This is a genomic window from Nitrosospira sp. Nsp2, assembly GCF_003050965.1.
In the GTDB taxonomy this organism is placed as follows: Bacteria; Pseudomonadota; Gammaproteobacteria; order Burkholderiales; family Nitrosomonadaceae; genus Nitrosospira.
In genome coordinates this window covers 199,007-219,302 of the sequence record NZ_QAOU01000002.1, presented here as the reverse complement: position 1 = coordinate 219,302, position 20,296 = coordinate 199,007, and the positions used below count along the sequence as shown (strand labels likewise).

The following is a 20,296-nucleotide window of genomic DNA, read 5'->3' as shown; positions in this document are numbered from 1 at the left end:
CGACGGCGCTTTGCAACTTAAGCCGGCAACCGGTTCTCCGTAAAGTAATGGATGAGTATGAATGGGGATGATGCGCCCCTGGCGCCCGGGAGTCAGTGCGTTGGCATACATTGAAGAACCAATCGCCACGTCCGCTACGGGGGCGCGTCGCTGGCAGACCCGGGTGGAACCTTCCGGCCTGAGCCGCTTGCGCATGGACCCGATACCCGTCCGGCGGATAGAATCCCTGGCACGACCAAACGAGGCACTGTAAGCTTTGTACGATATGGCACAGACCTTCCGGTGCATTGTTGGCAAGCTGGCCCCTTTATGGATGGGGTGCAGTTAGTGCTTGGAAGGCGACTGCCACGGCTCCAGCGCCACGAGCGCCATGAGCGCCATGATACGTAACGACACACGTCACGACAGATAACTATGCAACAAGAAGATTCACTGTGGTACAAGGACGCTGTCATCTACCAGTTACACGTCAAGACGTTCTTTGACAGCAACGGTGATGGTGTCGGCGATTTCGCGGGCCTGATCTCCAAGCTCGACTATCTGCAGGAGCTGGGCGTGACTGCGCTCTGGCTCCTTCCGTTCTATCCCTCGCCGGGACGCGACGACGGCTACGATATTGCCGATTACCACAATGTGCATCCGGCCGTTGGCGATATGGCAGACTTTCACCGGTTCATCAATGAAGCCCATCGGCGCGGCTTGCGGGTGATTACTGAACTGGTGATCAATCACACTTCGGATCAGCATCCCTGGTTCCAGGCAGCGCGGCGTGCGCCCCCCGGATCGGTCAAGCGCGACTACTACGTCTGGAGCAGCGACAACAAGAAGTACAGCGGCGCGCGCAGCATTTTCACCGATACCGAGGGCTCCAACTGGCAGTGGGACGAGGAAGCTAAAGCTTACTATTGGCACCGTTTTTTTTACCATCAGCCCGACCTGAATTTTGAAAACCCCCACGTCTTCAACGCCATCATGCATGTGATGCGCTTCTGGCTCGATGCCGGCGTGGACGGGATGCGGCTGGATGCGATGCCGTACCTGTGCGAGCGTGAAGGCACCAACTGCGAGAACCTGCCGGAGACGCACGCGGTGATCAAGCGCATGCGCGCAGAACTGGATGCGCACTACCCCGATCGCGTGTTCCTGGCGGAAGCTAATCAATGGCCGGAGGACGTGCGCGAGTATTTTGGCGATGGCGACGAATGCCATATGGCCTTCCACTTTCCGCTCATGCCCCGTATGTACATGGCCATCGCGCGCGAGGACCGCCATCCGATCGTGGAGATCATGGAACAAACCCCGGACATACCCGAAAACTGCCAGTGGGCGATATTTCTGCGCAACCACGACGAACTGACCCTGGAGATGGTCACCGACCGCGAGCGGGATTACCTTCATCAGACCTATGCGGTGGACCCTCTGGCCCGCCTCCACCTCGGCATCCGCCGCCGTCTGGCCCCTTTGCTCGAAAACGACCGGCACCGCATCGAACTGATGAATCTGCTGCTCGTGACCATGCCCGGCTCGCCGATTCTCTATTACGGCGACGAGATCGGCATGGGCGATAACCTTCAGCTGGGCGACCGCAACGGCGTGCGCACCCCTATGCAATGGCTGGGCGGAGTCAATGGGGGGTTTTCAACCGCGGATCCGGAATCGCTGTTCCTTCCGCCCATTGTCGATCCGGTGTACGGCTTCGCCGCAGTGAATGTGGAAAGACAGCGCCACAACGCATATTCACTGCTCAACTGGACGAAACGCGTCATCGCCGTGCGCAAGGCTCACCGCACCTTTGGTCGCGGCGCACTGCGTTTTCTGCGCCCCGGCAACCGCAAGATCCTCGCCTATCTGCGTGAATACGAGGGCGAAACGATCCTGTGCGTAGCTAATCTTTCCCGGGCGCCTCAGGCGGTGGAGCTGGATTTGAGCCAGTACAAGGGCAGGGTGCCGGCTGAGTTGATGGGGCGCAGCGCATTTCCCCCAATCGGCGCCCTGCCGTACCAGCTCACCCTGAGCGGGCACGGCTTCTACGGCTTTCGCCTTGCTACCGACGTGACGGCACCCGTGTGGCATGAAGAGCCCCAGGTGTTGCCGGATCTCGCGGTACTGGTACTGGTCGAGAGCGGATGGGGCACCCTGGCCGGGAACCACGCGGAAAGCGGACCCAGGAACCAGTTGATGGTCGAACGCGCGCGGCTGCAACTTGAGCGTGAAATCCTGCCGCGCTTCTTCAGCTCCCAGCCATGGTTCGCAAGCAGGCCGGACGTGGAAAAATTCGAGCTTGGCGAAACGCATGAATGGGTGACGGAGCATGGCAGCTGGCTCCTGGCCATCGTCATCCTGACGCTTGCCAGCGGCGAGACATATCGTTATGCAATGCCGCTCGCACTGGCGTGGGAAGACGAAGGCGAGAGCCGCCTGATCCCCCTGCTGCCTGCGATCCTGGCCAAGGTACGGAGCCGGGCCCGAATGGGCGTACTGTTTGACGCGTTCTGGGACGATGCTTTCTGCCGTACCGTGATCTCCAATATGGAGACGGGCGCGTCATTTGCGTTCGAGCGGGGACAGGTGCGCTTCCATGCAACCAGCGCTTTTCCCGGCGTCGTCGAGGAAGGGGGCGCGACGAACATAACCAGAACGGTATCGGAACGGGGCCGCCTGCTGGTGAACCTGGGCGATCGGCTGATATTGAAGGGTTACCGCTGGCTGCTCGCCGGCGTGCACCCGGAACTGGAAATGTCGCGATTCCTGACCGAGACCGCGAACTTCACCCACATTGCGCAACTCGCCGGCACCGTCGAGTACGTTGATGCCGAGGGGCAGTGCTCGACGCTCGCCATCCTGGAGCGGTACGCCGCGAACCAGGGCAGTGTTTGGGTCTATACCCACGACTATCTCGCACGCTACCTGGACGACTACCGCACAAGGCAAAAACGTCCCATCGATGCGCGCCACGCGGTTTACACGACGCTGGCGAAAACTCTGGGGCTGCGCACGGCCGAGTTTCATCAGGCGCTCGCGCAACCGGACCCGGCCGGCGCCTTCGGGATGGAACCCATCACCCTTGACGATACCGCCGAGTGGGTGAACAGCGTGCGCGCGCAGATGGACCAGATGTATACCTTGCTGGAGGCCGAATGGCCCCTATTGTCCGAGGCAGCGCGAGCGGCCGGCAGAGACCTGTTCGCGGCCCGGCCCCGGTTCTACCGGCGCATCATGCGTACGGCCGCGGCCGGCACGGTGGCCATGAAGGCCCGTTGCCACGGCGATTACAATTTGCGCCAGGTATGGCTGTCAAACAATGATTTTCTGATCACGAATTACGGCGGCGGTCCTGAGCGTGCCTGGCGGGAACGTCGCTGGAAACATACGCCGCTGCGCGACGTGGCAGGCATCCTCGTTTCGTTTTCGGAAGTGGCGGCAGCCGCGCTCGCGCACGTGACGACCGAGTATCCCGATGCAGGCCCGCTATGTCAGGAGCAGACGGATAACTGGAAGGCGCTGGCCACCGGCGCTTTCTTTAAGAGCTATCGCCGGGCGATGAAGGAACACCCTTTGTTGCCTTCCAACCCGGCGACAGTGGATACACTGGTTACGCTGTTCATGGTGGAAAAGGCGGCTGCAAGCCTGAGCAACGCGCTATCGCAACAATCGAGAACGGTCGAGATCCCGATTCGGCAGTTGATTGGCCTGCTGCGGCGCAAACGGTAGAAAGCGACGTGCAGATCCGAGCGCATGACATGCCCTACGGGGCGCAAATGACAGACCAGGGAACAGACCAGGGGGTGCGCTTCCGTCTGTGGGCGCCCAGTTGCAAAGAGGTGGCGCTTTGCCTTGCCAGTAAACAGGCTGATGGGCAGCATGAACAAGTACTGCCCATGAACGCTGGTGCCGGTGGCTGGTTCGAATTGACGGTCTCCGAGGCAGCGGCGGGAACGCGCTACGGGTTCGAGGTGACAACGCGGGCTGATAAGGGGGCACATGGCAAGATTCGTGTCCCGGACCCCGCCTCCCGCTTCAACCCGGAGGACGTGCATCGTGCGAGCGAGGTGATCGATCCCGCCGCCTTTGCCTGGCAGGACGCGGCATGGCGCGGACGCCCTTGGGAAGAGGCGGTAATTTATGAGCTGCACGTCGGCACGTTCTCGCCCGGGGGAACCTTTGACGGCGTTACCCGGCGGCTGGATTACCTCGCGGAGCTAGGGGTTACCGCCATCGAACTCATGCCCGTGGCGGATTTTCCCGGCGCCCGAAACTGGGGTTATGACGGCGTACTGCCCTATGCCCCGGATAGCCGCTACGGCCGCCCGGAGGATCTGAAGACGTTGGTCCAGGCGGCACACGCGCGCGGCCTGATGGTTCTGCTCGATGTGGTCTACAATCATTTTGGACCGGAAGGGAACTATCTCCACCTTTACGCCAGGGAATTCTTTACGGAACACCACCACACGCCATGGGGCGCGGCGATCAATTTGGATGGCCCTGACAGCCGGCAGGTGCGCGAGTTTTTCATCCATAACGCGCTCTACTGGCTGCAAGAGTACCACCTTGATGGCCTGCGCCTCGATGCGGTGCATGCCATTATCGACGACTCCAGCCCGCATTTTCTGGTCGAGCTGGCCGAGCGCGTGCGCGCAGCAGTCGACCCGCAGCGTCACGTGCACCTGATCCTGGAAAACGATGCCAATCAGGCGCGCTATCTCGGACGGGGCGGAAATGGGGGCGGTGGTGGGCGGCACGATAGGTATACGGCACAATGGAATGACGACATCCACCACGCCCTGCACGTGCTCGTGACCGGGGAGAAGGATGGGTACTATGCGGACTACGCGGACGATCCGGTGCGCCACCTCGGGCGCTGCCTGGCCGAAGGGTTCGCCTATCAGGGACAGCTATCGGCCTACCGCGACCACGGCCCGCGCGGCGAGGACAGCGCTCATCTGCCCCCGCAGGCCTTCGTATCCTTTCTGCAATGTCACGACCAGGTTGGCAATCGGGCATTTGGGGAGCGGATCACGCATATAGCCCAGGATGTGGCGGTTCGCGCCGCGGCTTCCATCTACCTGCTGGCACCGGGCATTCCCATGCTCTTCATGGGCGAGGAATTCGCTGCCCGCGCGCCTTTCCTGTTTTTCTGCGACTTCGGCGCGGAGTTGCGCGACGCGGTGACGCAAGGCCGGCGGCGGGAGTTCGCCCGCTTTGCGCGTTTTGCCGATACCGGGACACAGGCGGAAATACCGGACCCGAATGAAGAAAAGACTTTTCTTGTCTCAAAGATAGACTGGGATTCTCTCCATGAGGAGGCGCACGCTGGCTGGCTGGGCTATTACCGCGACCTTTTGAAGTTGAGAAAGGACTTCATCGTCCCCCGCCTGGCGGGGATGGAAGGCCACTCTGCGCGCTTCGAAGTGTTTCCTGCCGGCGTCCTGAACGTTGACTGGCGCCTGGGTGACGGCTCCACCTTGCGGTTGCTGGCGAATTTTTCGGACCGGATCATACGCCGCGCCGCGGCCGCCGCTCAGCCGGAGACGGTGTTTGCCTCCTCTGTGGAAGCCGGCACAGGGTTGCTGGCTCCCTGGGCCGTAGTGTGGACGCTGGAGCCGCCAGCCACCATCCCAGGCTCCGTGCCTGCCGCCACCGCCGAGGGTGAAGCAAGCGATGTCCAATAAGATACTTCGTTCCCGAACCCGGCGCCCCGGGGAAAAACGACAGAAAAATCTGGGGAAACCCAAGGGAAGAGCTTGAACAATCCGCTTGATCAACTGTGCAATCTGTATGGTGTGCTGTCGGCTTACAACGATATCTGGGGAAACAGCCACCATGCCTCTGCCTCTTCCAAGGCCGCCCTGCTGGGCGCGATGGGCGTGCCGGCAAACAGTGAGGATGAGATCGCGGCGTCGCTGCACGCTTTTGAGCGAGGTCGATGGAAAAATCCCCTGCCGCCGGTACAGGTGCTGCGCGAGCCGCCAACTGAGCCGCAAACTGAGCCGGCTCAGCCATGTCATGTTCCCTATCGTGTCGCGGTTACTCTCCCGGTCACCGACGATAAGGCCACCTATCGCTGGCATCTGCGCCGGGAATCCGGCGGTGAGGACTGGGGCGAATTCATCCCCGGGAGAATGGAAGAGGTCGAGCGAGGACAGCTGGATGGGCAGCAGTTCGTTTGCCGGGCGCTTCCGCTGAATCTCACACTCGAACAGGGCTATCACCACTTCGCCATCGAGCGGGCGGACGGCCACGGTGTCGCTGGTGAGATGCAGCTCATCATCGCTCCGGCCACCTGCTACCAACCCCCGGCAATCCAGGGGGAAGGCCGCACCTGGGGCTTCTCGCTCCAGCTCTATGCGGTACGCTCGGAGCGCAACTACGGCATGGGCGACTTAGGAGATCTGCGCCGTCTGGTCGAGTTTTGCGCCGAAGGCGGCAGCAGCACGCTACTGCTAAACCCGCTCCATGCGTTATTTCCCGATGCGCCGGAGCACGCGAGTCCTTACAGCCCCTCAAGTCGCGCCTGGTTCAATTCGCTTTACCTTGACGTGGAGGCCATTCCCGATTTCACCGAAGCCGAAGAGGTCCGCTCCCTGGTGCTTGCGCCGCAATTTCAGGCGCAGTTGAGAGCCCTGCGCGCGGCCGAACAGGTGGATTACCGCGGCGTGGCCGACGTGAAGAGCAACTTGTTCAACCGTCTGTACCGCCATTTCCGCGCTGTCCATCTGATGGAAAACACGGATCGTGCACACGCTTTTCGGGCATTCCAGTCCGAGCACGGCGAGAGCCTGCGCAAACAGGCGCTGTTTGAAGCTCTCCAGGAACATTTTCGTGCGCAGGATGACGCGGCGTGGGGCTGGCCCGTTTGGCCGGAGCCCTGGCGCGATCCCGGCGGGCCAGAGGTAGCGGCGTTTTGCGAAGCCCATCTCGACCGCGTGGAATACTTCGAATACCTGCAGTGGCAAGTCTCCATTCAGTTGGCCACGGTCGCGAGGCATTCGCGGGAACTGGGGCTCGGGGTGGGGGTGATGCTCGATCTTGCGATTGGCGTGGCGGAAGGCGGTGGCGCCACCTGGACCCGTCGTGGACTTTACGCGCTGGACGCGAGGGTCGGCGCCCCGCCCGACGACTTCAACCGTCTCGGCCAGGATTGGGGGCTGCCGCCGTGGATACCCCATCAACTCACCGCGCTGGCATACGCCCCCTTCGTCGAAACGCTGCGGGCCAACATGCGCCACTCCGGGGCGCTGCGCAAAGACCACATCATGGGCCTGTACCGCCTGTTCTGGGTACCCCGGGGTCAGTCCGCGACCGAAGGCGCATACGTGTGCTACCCGTTCGAAGACATGCTCGGCATCCTGGCGCTGGAAAGCCAGCGCAACAAGTGCCTGGTAGTGGGCGAGGACCTGGGCACGGTGCCGAACGAGGTGCGCGAAGCCTTGCAACCCATGAGGGTCCTGTCGACGCGGCTGCTGTATTTCGAGCGGCGCGACGACGGCAGGCTGAAGCCACCGCAGGAGTATCCGGTAGAGGCCGTGGCCGCGGTGACGACTCACGATCTTCCGACCCTGGCCGGTTTCTGGCAAGGGCTCGACATTGACCTGCGGGACCGGCTGCATCTGTTCCCGGATGAAGAGACCCGCCATCGCCAGATCGTGGAGCGCGCGGCGGACCGCGCGCAACTATTGGTGGCGCTCGAGAGCCAGGGTCTCCTTCCGCCGGGAGCGGGGGTACATCAGGTCGGCTTCCCGGAAATGACGGCAGAGCTTGCCGCAGCAGTGTACACCTATCTCGGGCAAGCCCCGTCGAAGCTGCTGCTGGTCCAGATGGAAGATGGCTTTGGCGTGCGCGAACAACCAAATCTCCCCGGCGCCGACAATGCCGCCTACCCCTCCTGGCGGCTCAAGCTACCCCTCAACCTCGAGGAGTGGCCCCAAGGCCCTTATCTGCAAGGCATTCTGCACGCACTGCAGCGCGAACGCCCGGTGGCGCAAACGCCCGGCTCCGGCGTCGAGCCTCCACAACAAGGAATCAAGCTGTCGATTCCGCGCGCAACTTACCGCCTGCAACTGAATCGCGACTTCAACCTGAGCCGCGCCGCGCAATTGATTCCTTACCTGGATGAGCTGGGCATCAGCCATTGCTATCTCTCGCCCATCCTCAAGGCGCGCCCGGGCAGCCGGCATGGGTACGATATCACCGACCACACAAGCCTCAATCCGGAGGTCGCAAGCCTCGCCGACTTTGAAGCGTTCTCCGCGGCGCTGAAGGCGCGCGGAATGGGCCAGATCCTGGACGTGGTGCCCAATCATATGTGCGTCACGGGCGCCGATAACGGATGGTGGCTCGACGTGCTCGAAAATGGTCCTGCGTCCCGTTTTTCCGGCTACTTCGATATTGACTGGTATGTAACCGGAGAACACGTGCCGGGGCACGTGCTGCTGCCCGTGCTCGGCGACCACTATGGCGTTGTCCTGGAGAATGGCGATCTCAAACTTGCGTTTGACGGCGAGCAGGGCTCGTTCAGCGTCTTCTATTATGAGCACCGGTTTCCGATAGACCCGCGTGAATACCCGCGCATTCTCGGCTACGGCCTGGAACGCCTGGAGACGCGCATGGGCGAGCAGCATCCGGGTTTCCTCGAGCTACAGTCCCTGATGACCGCGTTCAGTCATCTGCCATTGCGGGACAATGTTTCCCCCGAGGCCGTAGCCGAGCGAGCGCGCGACAAGGAGATACACAAGCGCCACCTGGCGTCGCTCTGTGCGATGAGCCCCGACATCGAGCAGTTCATCCAGGAGAATGCGTCCATGTTCAATGGCGGCGGGCCGGATGGCGCCAGGAATCTCGACCTGCTGCACGACCTTCTGGATGCCCAATCCTACCGCCTGGCTTTCTGGCGCGCGGCTGCGGACGAGATCAACTACCGCCGCTTTTTCGACATCAATGAGCTGGCGGCGCTGCGCATGGACAACCCCGAGGTGTTCGAGAGCACCCACCGGCTGCTGCGCGACTTGCTCGCGGCGGGGCACGTTGAGGGTTTGCGTATCGATCATCCCGACGGTTTATACGCGCCAAAGGAATACTTCGAACGCCTGCAAGCCATGGCGGCGGCGTTTTCTCCCCGAGATCCCGGAAAGACCGGGGATGACGCCCAGCCGCTATATATCGTGGTGGAAAAAATCCTCGCTTCCCACGAGCATCTTCCCCAATCGTGGCCGGTGCATGGCACCACGGGCTATGACTTTGCGGCTATTTCCACCGGCCTGTTTGTCGATACCCGCACCGAGGAGCATTTCACTCGCGTTTACCAGGGGTTTGTGCGGGTACGAATGGATTTTGACACGATGGTGCGGACGAACAAGCACCTCATCATGGAAACCGCCCTGGCGGGCGAACTGCAGGTTCTGGCCACGCAGCTCGCGCGCATCGCCAAGGGCGATCGCCACACCTGCGACTTTACCTTCAACAGCCAGCGAAGCGCGCTGGCCCAGGTGGTGGCGAACTTTCCGGTTTACCGTACCTATGTTTCCGGTTGCGAGAGCTCCGCGGAAGACGCCCGCTACGTGAACTGGGCTGTAGGGATCGCAAAGAAGCGCAGCCAGGCGCCCGATCCAAGCATCTTTGATTTCATCCAGGACGTGCTGCTGGCCCGGCGGGCCGAGGGCAAGGACGAAGCCTACCGGGATGCTGTATGCACCTTCGCCATGAAGTTTCAGCAGTACACCAGCCCGGTAATGGCCAAGGCCGTAGAGGACACGACCTTCTATCAGTACAACCGGCTGGTGTCACTGAATGAAGTTGGCAGCGAACCACACCGTTTCGGCGTTTCGCTGGCGGCGTTTCACCGCGCGAACCAGGCGCGGGCGACGCGATGGCCCCATGCGATGCTGTCCACCTCAAGTCATGACAATAAACGATCGGAAGACGTGCGGGCGCGAATCAGCGTGCTCTCCGAAATGCCCCGCCAATGGAATCTCGTCCTTACGCGCTGGCGCAAGCTCAACCGCCGCAACCGCCGCAGGCTGGATAAGGGGGGCCACGCGCCCAGCCATAATGACGAGTACCTGCTATATCAAACCCTGCTCGGCATATGGCCATTTGAAAAACCGGACGATGCGGCGCTGGAGCAGTTGGGTGAGCGCCTGAGCGCGTACATGCTGAAGGCAGGGCGCGAAGCTAAAGTGAACAGCTCGTGGATCAATCCCGACACCGAATACGAGGCCGCAACGCAGGAATTTGTGCGCGCCCTGCTCTCTCCGCAGCCCACAAATCTGTTCCTGTCCGATTTTCTGCCATTCCAGCAGAAAGTTGCGCGGTTTGGCGCATTCAACAGTTTGTCCCAAGTCCTGCTCAAGCTCACCGCGCCCGGCGTGCCGGACATATATCAGGGCAACGAACTATGGGACTTCAGCCTCGTGGACCCGGACAACCGAAGACCAGTTGACTATGACGCGCGCCGGACGGCCCTGCGAGCCGTCAGAACCATGCACGCGCAGGAGGGAGCAGCGGGATGCGCTCTACGTCTGCTGGACAACATGGAGGATGGCCGGATCAAGCTCTATATCACCTGGAAGACACTCGCGTTCAGGCGCGAGTGCGAGCCGCTTTTCCGTCGCGGCGACTACGTGCCATTAAAAACGGGCGGCTCCCGCGCAGAGCACGTTTGCGCCTTCGCCCGGCGTAACGGGAACGAAATCCTGCTGGTCGCCGTCCCCAGACTGCTCGGCGCCCTATTGGGAGAGGAACCGGAAGACAGAAGAATTCCGGTCGGCGAGAGCGCATGGGGTGACACCTGGCTCGAGTTGCCGCCCGACCTGAACTCCACACACGAGCAATGGATCAATGTACTGACGGACGAGACCGTGCCGATCCTGACCCTTATGGAGGGGGAAAAACGTGGACTCGAATTGGCCCAGCTTTTCCGGACGTTCCCCTATGCGCTGCTGAGGCCACATCAGCCGGAGGGATGAGGAGCTTGAACGGCGAACGTGAACCGTGCGCTGCCGTACCGAAAAATTTTAAGTAATTTCCTAGAATGGTGTCGTTGTTTCGCGAAAGTGACCTCGAGCGGTAGTGCGAGGGTGACCAGTAGCAGAGCGTTAAAAGCTCAGGTCACGTGGTCCCTTAAAACCTTTTCTAGGAGAACTGTCATGGGCAGATACTTGATTGCCTGGATGCTGGGTGTACCCGCGATCGTTTTATTATTCATCTATCTCTTGTAAGACGAGCTTAACGGGATTACAGAAAACTGAAAGCTTCCAATAGCAAACCCAGCCGCTCGGCTGGGTTTGCTATTTCGCCCCGATTTTCTGCCTTCTTGCGCCACCCCATGAGCCCGATCGAACCCAACCCGGCGAGCATAATGGCGTAGGTTTGCAGTTCGGAAGCCCTGTAGCGACCACTTGTCCGGCATCAAGTAAGCGCCTATTGGCTACGGGCAGGTATTCACGCCCGCCGCTGAAGCAGCACGAACGACCGCTGCACGACCGACAGCGTAGCGCCGGCTTCGAGCCCAGCCCCATCCTCCGACCATCCTTCCGCAGTATCGAACACTTTCAGCCAGCGCATGCCCCAGCGGTTGGGCGGCAGGATGAAATCCACGTCTTCGAAGTGCGCGTTGAAGATCAGGTAGAAACTGTCGTCCGTGACCGGTTCGCCGCGGGCATTGGGGTTGGGGAAGTTTTCACCGTTGATGAAAATCCCCAGGCTCTGCACCACCCCCCCTTCCCATAACTGCTCGCTCGCCTGCTCACCGCACGGATCGAACCAGGCGATGTCGTCCTTGCCCTCGCCGTGAATGGCCTGCCCCTGGAACCAGCGGCGGCGGCGAAAGACGGGGTGAGCGCGGCGGAACTGAATCAGGCGGCATGCGAAGTCCCGCAAGTCCTTATCCACATGATCCCAGTCCAGCCAGGAGATTTCATTGTCCTGGCAGTAGGCGTTATTGTTTCCCTGCTGGGTGCGCCCTGCCTCGTCCCCCGCGACCAGCATCGGGACACCTTGGGACAGCATCAAAGTGGCCAGAAAATTGCGTTGCTGCCGGGCGCGAAGGGCGAGCACATCTGGATCGCTGGTAGACCCCTCGACGCCACAGTTCCAGGAACGGTTGTCGTCGCTGCCATCGCGGTTGTCCTCGCCGTTGGCCTCATTATGTTTCTCGTTGTAGGACACCAGGTCGCGCAGAGTGAAACCGTCGTGCGCGGTGACGAAGTTGATGCTGGCGAACGGACGACGCGAATTGCCCGCGTAGAGGTCGGGGCTGCCGGTGAAGCGATAGGCGAACTCGGTCAGGGTGGGTTCCTGCGTCCGCCAGAAGTTTCGTATGCAGTCGCGGTACTTGCCGTTCCATTCGGACCAGCCTGACGGGAAATTGCCAACCTGATACCCCCCTTCGCCCAGATCCCAGGGTTCGGCGATCAACTTCACCTGGTTCGTGACCGGATCCTGCTGGATGATATCGAAAAAGGCGTTCAGCATCTGTACCTCGTGCAGTTCGCGCGCCAGGGCCGAAGCCAGGTCGAAGCGAAAGCCATCCACGTGCATTTCCAGCACCCAGTACCGCAGTGAATCCATGATCAGTTGCAATACGTGGGGCTGGCGCATGTTGAGGCAGTTGCCGGTGCCGGTGTAATCCCGGTAGTAACGCCGGTCCTCCATCAACTGGTAGTAATAGGCGTTATCGATCCCGCGCAGGCTCAGCACCGGACCCAGGTGGTTGCCTTCGCCGGTATGGTTGTAGACCACATCGAGAATGACCTCAATACCGGCCTGGTGCAGCGCCTTTACCATCTGCTTGAACTCCGCGGCGGCGGCGCCGGGCCGCTTGTCGGCGGCATACGCGCCATGCGGAGCGAGGTAGCAGATGGAGTTATAGCCCCAGTAGTTGCTCAACCCCTGGTCCAGCAGGTGCTTGTCGTTCGCGAAATAGTGCACGGGCATTAGCTCGACAGCAGTGATGCCAAGTTTCTTCAGGTAGTCAATCGACTCGGAATGGGCTAGTCCCGCATATGTACCGCGCAATTCGGGCGGAATGTCGGGGTGGCGTGCAGTAAAACCCTTTACATGCGTCTCATAGATGATCGTTTCGTTCCAGGGCCGTTGCAACTGACGATCGCCAGTCCAGTCGAAGAAGGGCTGGTGGACGATGCAGCGGGGCATGAAGGGTGCGCTGTCCCCGCCATTGGCCGCGTTGGGATCGGCATTGAAATGGTAGGGAAATACAGCTTGGTCCCACGCAATATCGCCATAGACGCCCTTTGCATAGGGGTCGAGCAGGAGCTTCCCGGGATTGCACCTGTTGCCCTGCTCCGGCGCCCATGGGCCGTGCACGCGGAAGCCGTAGCGTTGCCCCGGTTCCACGCCGGGGAGATAGCCATGCCAGCAGTGGCCGGTGACCTCGGGCAATGCCACCCGCGTTTCGCGGCCTGCCTCATCGAACAGGCACAACTCGACACGCTCGGCCACTTCGGAAAATACCGAAAAGTTCGTCCCCGCGCCATCATAGGTCGCGCCAAGCGGATAGGGTGTGCCGGGCCAGACTTTCATTCGAAGGACTGGCCCCAGGGCCTTGAAGACTGCTCACATCGCATGAAGCAATGATAACAGTGTCCAACGGCCGTGTTGAGTCCCTCCGCGTCCGGTTCCCTTGGGAAGCGCCAAACAAATCTCCGCTGGCGCGACGGCGGCTTTGCGGGATGGGATGTGCGAAAGGCGACGACGCGAATGGCTGATCCCCTTCGCTAGGAGCCGGACAAGGCAGACCACCCGCAAAGCCCCGTCCCATTCGGGTTGCGGTAAAATCGGGCGCTCACGGCGTTGCGCTCCTTGGCATCGTAGTCCCGGCTACGACCAGCGTCGCGCACCTTACGATCATCCCAATTTTAACTGCAACGCGCTCAGCGAGGATTTGTTCGGCGCTTCCCTAGACCTGCGGAGGGTCTGTCTCCCTGGCGAAATGCCGGTGGGCGGCGATTGCTTCCACAAACTGCGGCAGGACATCGTCGAAGTTCTCATCCTGGAAGTAAAGCACGCCCGAATCCAGCTCGCCGGAGGGAAGCACGAGCTTTACGCCTGCCCGCTCTGCCAGCGCCCTGCCATTGCCCAGAACCAGGATCGGCTTGCAATGACGGTATTGCTGGCCGATAAATTCGAGCACCGGGCCTGTGCTGGCCAAGACTCTCATGTCCTCGTGTCCGCCGGGCACCACCAGGGCATCAAAGAGCACGGAAGGCATGGCCTCTACCGTAACATCCACCTCGATCTGATTCCCATCCGTGCTTTGGACCCGTCCCAGCCGAACGCCGACGAAACGAGGCACCGCTTCCTCCCTGGCAAGCCCGGCATGAATCGCTCTTGCGCTCGCGCCGTTCACCCCGTCAGCAACCAGAATGGCGACCCTGCGCATGCGGATATTGCGTTCGCCGGGCCGGGCAAAAAGCGAGAGCGCGGGAGAGGATTCGACCTCGGGTACGACGCGCGTTTGCAAGGCTTTAGGCTGGGCCGGCGGCAGGTCGATGCCCAGCCCCAGCGCGACCGCTTCCGCGAGCTCCAGGGAAACGTTCACCAGCACCGACACCATGCGCTGCCGTATCGCCGGGGTTTGCACGCGCGTCAACTCGAAGCGGAAGGCCCTGATGATGTGTGCCTTTTCCACGGGCGTCTGGCTGTTCCAGAATAACGTTGCCTGGGTGTAGTGGTCCGCGAAACGCTCGGGACTGCCGCGCACCTTGTCCCCGGCCAGGGGCTCGCGATAGGAGGAAAAACCGGCTGCGCCCGCCTGGAACGGACATCCGCCGGCGAGAGAATTCGGCTCATACGCAACGCGTCCTCGGTTGATGGCTTGCCGGTGCATGCCGTCGCGCTGGTTGTTGTGGACTTGCGCGACCGGCGAATTGATGGGGATTTCATGGAAATTGGGCCCGCCCAGCCGTGATATCTGGGTGTCCACGTATGAATGGATGCGGCCGGCCAGCAAGGGGTCGTTGGTGAAATCGAGCCCGGGAACGATATGCGCGGCGCAGAATGCCACCTGTTCCGTTTCAGCGAAAAAATTGTCCGGGTTGCGGTTGAGAACCATCTTGCCCACGGTCCGAACCGGAACCAGTTCTTCCGGGATGATCTTGGTGGCGTCGAGCACGTCGAAGCTGAATTTTTCCGCCTGTTCCTCGGTAAAAATCTGCATGCCGAGCTCATATTCCGGAAATGCCCCGCACTCGATGGCTTCCCAAAGATCGCGACGGTGAAAATCCGGATCGGCTCCGCTGATCTTTACCGCTTCGTCCCAGTCGAGCGAATGCGTCCCTGCCAGCGGACGCCAGTGGAATTTCACGAAGTGCGAGCCACCATCCGCCGCAATCAGACGGAAAGTGTGCACGCCGAAACCTTGCATCATCCGGTAGCTGCGCGGTACCGCCCGGTCCGACATGACCCACATCATCATGTGGGCCGATTCCGGCATCAGCGAGATGAAATCCCACAAGGTGTCGTGCGCAGTGGAGGCTTGCGGCATCGCAAAATGGGGCTCGGGTTTGGCTGCATGCACCAGGTCGGGGAATTTTATCGCGTCCTGGATGAAAAACACGGGAATATTGTTTCCCACCAGATCCCAGTTACCTTCGTCAGTATAGAACTTGACCGCGAAGCCCCGCACGTCGCGGACAGTATCCGCCGAGCCGCGCTCGCCGATCACCGTCGAGAACCGCACGAAGACGGGCGTCTTCTTCCCCTCTTCGGCAAAGAGCGTCGCCCGGGTGTATCGCTCCAGCGACTCATAACACTCGAAATACCCATGGGCCGCAGAGCCACGCGCATGCACGATGCGCTCGGGTATGCGTTCATGGTCGAAATGCGTGATCTTCTCGCGCAGAATGAAATCCTCCAGCAGCGCCGGGCCGCGTAACCCCGCCTTCAATGAATGCTGGTTGTCCGCCACCGGGACCCCCTGATTGGTGGTCAGCGCGCGGCCGCTCGAGTCGGCGCGTACGCGGTCAAGCGACTCATTGGTGGCATTGAAGCCCAGTTGCGGCTCCCCCATGCCGGTCTTGTCGGAACTGGTGTCCTCGGTCAAGGTGCTGCCGGTCGCGTTCGGATCGGATGGTTCCACTGTTTGCCCTTTTTCCGGTGCGGGGGAGACCTCGCCATACTCAAGCGCCTTGTTGGCGTTGTAGGGCATGGCGGCGGCGAGTTCCTGAGCTGCCGCGAGCTTTGCAGTGAACTCGTTTGCCGGCGTTCCGTCCGGGCGTGACGGGCCGCTCACGGTCGAGCGATTGTCATTTTCATTAGCAGTTTCCATAGTGATCCTTTCAAAAAGATGAATTGAACTGGAGGGTTTAGCTGGATAAGCAGGGTTTACTGGGGTGCGTTTGCTGAGGTGCGGGTAAGACCCTGATGATGAGGTCTTTTTCTGTCGCCTTCAGTGCGGCATCGAACATACCTCATCAGCATCGTGAATACGCCGCGCGCGTCCTTCCTGTCCGTCGCATGCAGAGACACCACGCCTGGCTTTGTGCCTTGCCGTACGGAATCCAGCTAGCGCCGGGCATATGCTTCGATCACCGTGTAAGTGAGTGACCGTGAAAGAAGCGCGCGAGCATCCATTCCAATCCTGTTCTGTTCGCGAGTTATTGAAGAGATAAACATAAAGATAAAGCGAGCATAACAATGTCAGCCGTGCCACCCCCGCGCAATCCACCTTCCCTCAACCGCGGCCAGAACGACAATTACGGCCGCGACCTCAATGGCGGCAAGGACTGCCTGATCATCGGCGGAGGACCCGCGGGGCTGACGGCGGCGGTTTATCTCGCCCGCTTTCGGCGCAAGGTCGTGGTGATCGATAGCGGGTGCAGCCGCGCGTCGCTTATACCCGCAAGTCACAATTGTCCCGGCTTTCCAGACGGGGTCGGGGGTGATGAACTGCTTGAGCGTCTCCGCTGCCAGGCGGCGCATTACGAGGTGGAGATCGAAGCTGCCGAAATCTCTGCCCTGAAACGGGAAGGACATGTATTCGAAGCGATGCGGGCTGGAGACGGCGGAGGTTTCCTCCTTCACGATTTGCCTGCGCTTCGCGCCTCCACGGTTCTGCTCGCAACCGGCACCGCCGACGTCGTGCACAACATTCCCAACTGGACCGCAGGCGTTCGACGCGGCCTGGTTCGTCTATGCCCGATTTGCGACGCGTATGAAGCGAGAGACCAGGCAATAGCGGTCATGTCGAGCTCGGCCAGGGATGGCGTGAGCCATGCCTTGTTCCTGCAAACCTACTCACGAAAAATCACGCTTATATACATGGGCGATACCACGTTCCCACCAGCAGAGCGGAAAAAGTTGCGGCAGGCGCGAATCGATGTGATCGAGGATGCGCAGGCGGAAGTGTCGATAACCGGGCAGCCCCGGGCAGCGATCCGCCTTTCAGGCGGGAAAGAAGTCTTTTTCGACGTCATCTACCCAATGCTGGGGGAGAGCCCGAGATCGGAACTTGCCATCGGACTGGGCGCCAGGCGCAACAAATGTGGAAATCTGATCGTCGACCGCCATCAGCGCACGACCGTGCCGGGGTTATATGCCGCCGGCGACGTGGTCAATGAATTGAGCCAGATCAGCGTCGCCATGGGCCATGCCGCCATTGCCGCGACTGATATACACAACTGGTTGAGCAAGGGTCTGGGGGTCTGACCGCCTGATACGCATCATCGGCCCCGGCCGCCCAACCTCATGGCGCCTTCGGAACCGGTCTGGTGATTGAACCCGGAAGCGAGCGCCATGAGGTCACCCTTACTGCGTAGTCTTATTCCCGGACGGAGGCCAGAGCAACGTGATTTTCCTGTTCTGCCCTTTTACAAGCTTCAGCTCCCGATGAAGCGTGACCGACTCATGGGTGGCGTATAGGGAATATCTGCCCGGAGCAAGCCTTATCAGCATGTAGGGCCCTTCCGCATTCGCCTCCAGCATCACGTTTCCCGATTTGTCCTTGATTGTGACCTTCGCATCGCTGATGTACTCGGGACGCGGAGTATCGGCCTGGGCAAACTCAAGCATCAATGGCCACGAACTTCCTTCCTTCTTTATCGCCTCGGATTCGTCCAGGCCTATTCCTCCCGTCATGAATTCCGTTTGGCCCTGCGACTGAACCGGTGGCAGCGAGGGGCTTGCAGCCGGCGAACCCGCCGCGGGCTCATCCGCCTCGGCGAAACCCGGAGTGACGACAGCACCAGCCAGAATCAAGGCCAGCATCATTTTTTGAACAAATTTCAGAGGGTGCATGTGATGAGTCTCATTTGAACCGGTTGATAGTTACAAGACGAGTTATCTGGAACAGCGCATGTGCATTCGTATAAAACCGCAATAAAAAGCGAGGAAGCGCGATGCGAGCATCCTTGCATCATCGCTTCATTTTTTCTTTTTTCTTGCCTGCTCAGGCACATCCGATCCATGTTCTGAACCAGGCACGTCCGATTTCACGATGTCCGATGGAATGCCTCGGCGGTCGGTGTCTTTCAGGCCATGCTCCGTGTCTTCCGCGGCCTGCCCGATGACGGCACGGGACATCTCATTTTCATTCGGTTGGCTCGTGCCTGCGGACCTGGTGGTCTGATCACGCTCGTGCGGCAACAACGTTTGCTCCTCTGCTTCCGCTTCTTTCGTGGTTTGATTCACCGGATTGGACAGGTCTACCTGCTCTGCCACTTCTCCATTTTTCTTTTTGGGTGAAACACGCTCGGGGGCTCGTTTCTTATCTACTGCATTCATCGGTTTATCTCCATGAAAACGTTGTAGAACCATACTCTGCAGCAGCGCTTCCCGCTGTGCACCACCGCACATAAGCTTGATTAACTCAGAAGAAAATCATATTGAACAATGTGCGCTTTCGAACAGAAGGTGGGGTGGCCACTCCGCCATTGTGGTCACTTGCATTCCTGAAAATCGAGAGGTGACATCATGAATGAAATACTTTTGGCATCCTGGAAGGTATTGGCTATACGCGGTGCAGTCTCCCTGTTGTTTGGCGTGCTCGCCGCATTTTGGCCAGGTCTTACGCTCATGTGGCTGATCGTCATGTTTGCCGCTTATGCACTGGTCTCGGGCGCCGTATCCATCACGGCTGCTGTGCGGAATCGAAAAAGCATCGACGATTGGTGGCTGCTGCTGCTGCTGGGATTAGTAGGACTTGCAGGTGGCGCAGGCGCCCTCCTGTATCCAGGCCTGACCGCATTAATGCTGGTGCTCGTGATCGGTGCGACCGCGTTGGCAAGCGGGATTGCCGATATCGCCATGGCAATTCGCCTGCGTAAGATTATCCGCGGCGAGGCGTTCCTGATTCTTAACGGCGTTGTTTCCATCGCCTTCGGAGTATTCGTGTTTTTCTTCCCTGGCGCCGGAGCGCTGGCCCTGGTGTGGCTGATCAGCATCTACGCCATTGTTTCGGGCGTGCTGCTGCTCGCGCTGGCATGGCGCGCGCGAGACTGGGCTGGTGGTCACGGCACACCGCCGGAGAGTCTTCCCGCGCACGGTTAGTCAGCGGAGGGCATTTGGCACGGGTAAGGAGAAGGTAAGAGGAAGGGGAACAAAGGGGAACACGGCAGGGGGGAGCACGACTTGGAAAACGCCTGGTTCGGGATGGGACAGATACCCGATACCCGGACCCAGGCGTCAACCAGGAGGCGTTGCCAGCCCTGCTCGTGCATTTTAGTAACTAGTAACGAATTTCGACAGGAGCAAACCATGAACTTGAAATCTATAAAGGCAATTGTCATATGCGCTGCTTGCAGCGTTGCGTTGATGGGAGGCGCAATGGCGCAGCAGCCCAAGGACAAGGCTGCGGAAAAGGATAAGGGTTCGGAATCCAAAACCAAAGAAGAGAAGGCGGTGATGCCCCCGGCGATCGCCGGCAAAGTAATCCTTGGTGTCGAGGTTATCGAGGCTGACCTCGTTGCAACCGGATGGCGTGCCTCCAAGCTGATTGGCGCTCCCGTGTACAACGAGTTCGATGAAAAAATCGGCAAAATCGAGGACGTGATTACCACGCCCAAGGGAGACCTGTCCGCGGCAGTTGTCGAGGTAGGAACCTTCCTCGGCCTTGCCAAGCATCGGGTCGCAATCCCCATACGGCAGTTCAAACCCCTCGCGCCAAAGGCGATTCTCCCCGGAGCGACCAAGGCCGCATTGAAAAACATGCCAAACTTTGAGTACGCCGCCTACGTCCCGTCCCCATGACGCATCCCGCCGGTTCGAGCACATCTTCAGCAATCCGACTCAACGATTCTGGTTCGGATTGACGAAGCCGTGCTTATGCCTCTGAAAATTCCCAGCA

At 60.3% G+C, this 20,296-nt stretch carries 11 protein-coding genes; 7 read left to right on the top strand and 4 right to left on the bottom strand.

The annotated features are described in order from the left end of the window. Positions 1-100 precede the first annotated feature (100 nt). The 4 genes from C8R31_RS16000 to C8R31_RS05155 all read left to right on the top strand — a co-directional run bounded on the left by C8R31_RS16000 (position 101) and on the right by C8R31_RS05155 (position 10,961). Positions 101-253, top strand: coding sequence for a hypothetical protein (locus C8R31_RS16000; RefSeq protein WP_181320442.1), 153 nt, complete (start codon positions 101-103; stop codon positions 251-253). 161 nt (positions 254-414) lie between these two features. Then, the gene (gene treS, locus C8R31_RS05165; RefSeq protein WP_107693000.1) at positions 415-3,711 is read left to right on the top strand and encodes a maltose alpha-D-glucosyltransferase; all 3,297 of its coding nucleotides are present in this window, start codon (positions 415-417) and stop codon (positions 3,709-3,711) included. Positions 3,712-3,740: 29 nt separating this feature from the next. Next, entirely contained in the window at positions 3,741-5,669 is a 1,929-nt protein-coding gene (gene treZ, locus C8R31_RS05160) for a malto-oligosyltrehalose trehalohydrolase (RefSeq protein ID WP_107692999.1), read from the top strand. 72 nt (positions 5,670-5,741) lie between these two features. Further along, on the top strand, positions 5,742-10,961 hold the full coding sequence (locus C8R31_RS05155; protein WP_107692998.1) for a malto-oligosyltrehalose synthase: 5,220 nt from the start codon (positions 5,742-5,744) through the stop codon (positions 10,959-10,961). A 475-nt stretch (positions 10,962-11,436) separates the two neighbouring features. Here the strand turns inward: C8R31_RS05155 and glgX are convergent, their stop codons facing one another. After that, positions 11,437-13,536, bottom strand: a complete 2,100-nt coding sequence (gene glgX, locus C8R31_RS05145) for a glycogen debranching protein GlgX (protein WP_107692996.1) — start codon at positions 13,534-13,536, stop codon at positions 11,437-11,439. Positions 13,537-13,912: 376 nt separating this feature from the next. Beyond that, on the bottom strand, positions 13,913-16,282 hold the full coding sequence (locus C8R31_RS05140; RefSeq protein ID WP_107692995.1) for a catalase: 2,370 nt from the start codon (positions 16,280-16,282) through the stop codon (positions 13,913-13,915). A 368-nt stretch (positions 16,283-16,650) separates the two neighbouring features. On the opposite strand from C8R31_RS05140, the gene C8R31_RS05135 reads away from it, so the two are divergent. Further along, positions 16,651-17,661 carry an NAD(P)/FAD-dependent oxidoreductase gene (locus C8R31_RS05135; protein ID WP_107692994.1) on the top strand — a complete coding sequence of 337 codons (1,011 nt, stop codon included), beginning with the start codon at positions 16,651-16,653 and terminating at the stop codon, positions 17,659-17,661. A 99-nt stretch (positions 17,662-17,760) separates the two neighbouring features. On the opposite strand, the gene C8R31_RS05130 is transcribed toward C8R31_RS05135, so the two are convergent. Then, positions 17,761-18,249, bottom strand: coding sequence for a carboxypeptidase-like regulatory domain-containing protein (locus tag C8R31_RS05130; protein ID WP_258192553.1), 489 nt, complete (start codon positions 18,247-18,249; stop codon positions 17,761-17,763). A gap of 126 nt (positions 18,250-18,375) precedes the next feature. Continuing rightward, positions 18,376-18,735 (bottom strand): hypothetical protein, encoded by a 360-nt coding sequence (locus C8R31_RS05125; protein WP_107692993.1) that lies wholly within the window; start codon positions 18,733-18,735, stop codon positions 18,376-18,378. Positions 18,736-18,924: 189 nt separating this feature from the next. Here C8R31_RS05125 and C8R31_RS05120 point away from each other — a divergent pair, with 189 nt between their 5' ends. After that, positions 18,925-19,500, top strand: a complete 576-nt coding sequence (locus tag C8R31_RS05120; protein ID WP_107692992.1) for an HdeD family acid-resistance protein — start codon at positions 18,925-18,927, stop codon at positions 19,498-19,500. A gap of 207 nt (positions 19,501-19,707) precedes the next feature. Further along, positions 19,708-20,199, top strand: coding sequence for a PRC-barrel domain-containing protein (locus tag C8R31_RS05115; RefSeq protein ID WP_219907454.1), 492 nt, complete (start codon positions 19,708-19,710; stop codon positions 20,197-20,199). Positions 20,200-20,296: the final 97 nt, after the last annotated feature.